2 protein-coding genes and 2 pseudogenes are annotated in these 2,997 nt (G+C 42.0%); 1 reads left to right on the forward strand and 3 read right to left on the reverse strand.

Going from position 1 to position 2,997, the window contains the following annotated elements; translation table 11 throughout:
* Positions 1 to 1,280: 1,280 nt before the first annotated feature.
* Positions 1,281 to 1,639: pseudogene (locus L5M18_RS22930) on the forward strand (transposase); the annotation flags it as partial.
* Here L5M18_RS22930 and L5M18_RS22935 read toward each other — a convergent pair.
* The 3 genes and pseudogenes from L5M18_RS22935 to L5M18_RS22945 form a co-directional block, all read right to left on the reverse strand.
* Positions 1,635 to 1,790: pseudogene (locus L5M18_RS22935) on the reverse strand (IS630 family transposase); the annotation flags it as partial. The pseudogenes L5M18_RS22930 and L5M18_RS22935 overlap by 5 nt on opposite strands.
* 283 nt (positions 1,791 to 2,073) lie before the next feature.
* Complete coding sequence (gene cueR / locus L5M18_RS22940; protein ID WP_219252643.1) at positions 2,074 to 2,553, reverse strand: Cu(I)-responsive transcriptional regulator; 480 nt, start codon at positions 2,551 to 2,553, stop codon at positions 2,074 to 2,076.
* Between the two features lie 204 nt (positions 2,554 to 2,757).
* Positions 2,758 to 2,997, reverse strand: a 240-nt coding sequence (locus L5M18_RS22945) for an integrase core domain-containing protein (protein ID WP_263198686.1), incomplete at its 5' end; no start/stop codon positions are given.

Here is a 2,997-nt window from a genome sequence, read left to right on the forward strand (position 1 = left end):
CTGAGCAAGCGAAGCGCGGCGACAAGGCCAGCCAAGTTACTAATTTTTTGCGATCGATGGATTACGCCGTATGTATTGCCGTTATTGTTCTTGGTTCTGTCGTTTTGCGCTGGAATGATTTACGCGGACATTTCTTGGATCGATATACTTAACAACGCTGATTTAGAAACTCTTTGCCGTTTTAACTAATGCCGATAACGACACTTATCGGCACATCTAATCCCTTCCATACAAAACTGCGCACAATGTATATTATGTTAAATATTCTCTATGCGGTTCCCATTGCAGCTCTTTTTTGTGGCTTGTCATTCCAAATGAGTTTTGTGTCATTTCGTGAGTCTGAATTTTGTTATTATATATCAAGGCTATAATTCACTCCGCCAACAGCTTTGCTCTATTATGGTGCAAAGCTGTTCATCCAGAGCGCATTAAATTTTGTGTTTGCTGCTTTTTGACAAAGTGCACCTCACACGCAGCTATGCGAACTCTTTTGAAGTATAGATGACGTGTTAGAAATGAATTTTATGAAACAATGTCCCAATCAAATCATGTCGCTCCATTAGAATTATTACTTACAATAATTCATAGGTTTACCAAGCTTAATTGAAATTGGTTCGTAGCTATATTTCCACGGCTTAATCTTACCGGTTAATTTGTTGTAATGTTGATGACGTGATTTATCAACATCGGAGTCGCTCGAACACATCACCAATTTCACCTGACTGTATCTTAAACAATTTAATCGTCGCTACGTGAATGCTTTGGTATATTGGACTCGCAAACTAGCAACGCGCTTATACTTGTCCAAAAGTCACAATAAAATACTAACATGTTGCCGATTTTGAGCCGCCATGGACATAAATATGGCATTTTCAGGAGTTTTTATAGATATCGAGTGAAGCGCCCTAACCTTCTTTTGGACAAAAATCATTATGTGTACTACCTCATATATGAACTGACAGCGTTGATTAAATAGCTAGACTTAATCGGACAATCTCAACTCGACCCCACCCAGCTTATTTCTGGACATTTTCAAGTTAGACTTTTAGCTCGAATTAGTGAATTTAGAATTAAAATTTCTATGGATAACGCCTGCTTAAGCGGCTTAACCTTCATAACTTCTGAGTAGCTTAATGTTGAACAGTTACGGTTAGTTATTAATACGAATGACTTTTAAATGGGATTGATATCCATAACACTGCCCCTGATAGCGTGTTCTGGTCTAATCCCATCGGACACTTAACTTTGAGACAGTATGGTCAATAAATTAAGAGGTCCATATGAGTCAGAACAAATCACATAAGAGTTATCCGCAGGCATTTAAGGATGAAACCGTCTTGATGGTGCTGGAGCAAGGTTATAGTGTTGCCGATGCGACAAAGCCTCTTGGAGTTAGCACTAGTCTGCTTTACAACTGGAAGGAAAAACACGAAGCCTTGCAGCAAGGCCTTACCTTAGAATAGTCTGAACGTAATGAGTTGAAGTAATTTCGTAGATAAAACAAATTATTACGCATGGATAAAGAAATTATAAAAATACCCAAGGGGCACACCGAGGCCAGCGCCTTCTTTGCGAGAGAAATGAAGTAAAATTTAGTTTCATCAAACAGCAATCTAACCTGCTTCCCATAACACTGATATCCATCGATTCACACTGATTCTACTGACCAGCATACTTGCGAGAGCGGTACGAGAATGACCTTCGCTGAAATGGAGTAAGCACTAAATAGTGCCTACGTTTGCGTGCACTTTTCTCCGATTTACTAAGGCTGCGATGTTCGGATTATTCATATTTTTATGATTAAAAAGCGAATATCAATTAGGCCACATAATTAATGCAAATTATATTGCTGGCGGTGGCTTTATACCTGGGCTGAAAAACAAAAAATGAGTATCGTGCTTAGCGTAATTTTATTGAACATTCATCATATAGGTCATCCTCTGGAGCTGATTTTGATTAGTATTGGTTCTTGTACAGAACTTGATGATTGTGCTTTTTGGGCTTCTTCGATGCGTAAGTCAATAGTGGCAACTAACTTGGAAAACGCCGCCATCGAAGAAGCTCACGAGTTAGTCACCGTGGCGGACGATGGCGTGACGAGGCGGGTGTGTCACTCCCAAATCGAGGTGTTCTATGTGGAACTTGCGAACGTTCTTTCGCGGCGGTTGGCTCAGCCAAATCCGCAAGGATCGGGCAATCCGGGCGGCCATCGCCATGGCAATTTTCGGCTAGCTGCTCGAGCGTTTGCACCATAGCTTGTAGTTCAACGATCTTCGCCTTCAGTCCGTCGGCATGGGAGAGCGCCAACGCCTTAACGTCGGCGCTCGCGCGATCTCGATTGCACCACAAGAGCAGGAGCTCCGAGATTTGTTCGACAGAAAAGCCAAGGTCGCGTGCGCGACGGATGAAGCGAAAGCTTTGCGCGTCTGCCGAGCTGTAATTTCGGTAGCCAGCATCAGAACGATTCGCTTTGGGTATCAAGCCAATCTGTTCGTAGTAGCGAATCATCTTCGCCGAGATGCCGGACAACTTGGCTGCTTGACCAATATTCATCATTCTCTCCTTCTAGTAAATTAATCAAATACGCTCAAAAACTGAGGTTTACCTACGCACAGATATTTCTCTGGGCGTAAAGAACACGTCGGCATACAGGTATTCAGATCGCATTCATGTTGTCTATATTCCATCTGAAGATTGCTCAGAGCTAATGTGGTGATCAAATGCATATAGTCCCGCCACACCTCAGGTGTGTAGTGGTCAAGTAAAATTGGCCACGGTTTTAGAGTCATTCCAATATAAACGTTCTGACCTATTTGGCGTTAACCCACCATTATATTGATGGGGTCTAGTCTCGCTGTAATATCCAGTGATGTAATTTGTGATCTCTTTATCTGCTTCTGTGAAATTCCCATAACCACTTGCGGGTATCCATTCAGATTTCAAACTTCTAAAGAAACGATCCATCGGTGCGTTATCCCAACAATTCCCGCGACGTCT

This window comes from Shewanella sp. SM20, assembly GCF_025654545.1.
Lineage (GTDB): Bacteria > Pseudomonadota > Gammaproteobacteria > Enterobacterales > Shewanellaceae > Shewanella > Shewanella oncorhynchi.

Bases quoted from the DNA above. Each gene is read 5' to 3' on its own strand.
- cueR (WP_219252643.1), bottom strand. From the start codon at position 2,553: ATGAATATTGGTCAAGCAGCCAAGTTGTCCGGCATCTCGGCGAAGATG.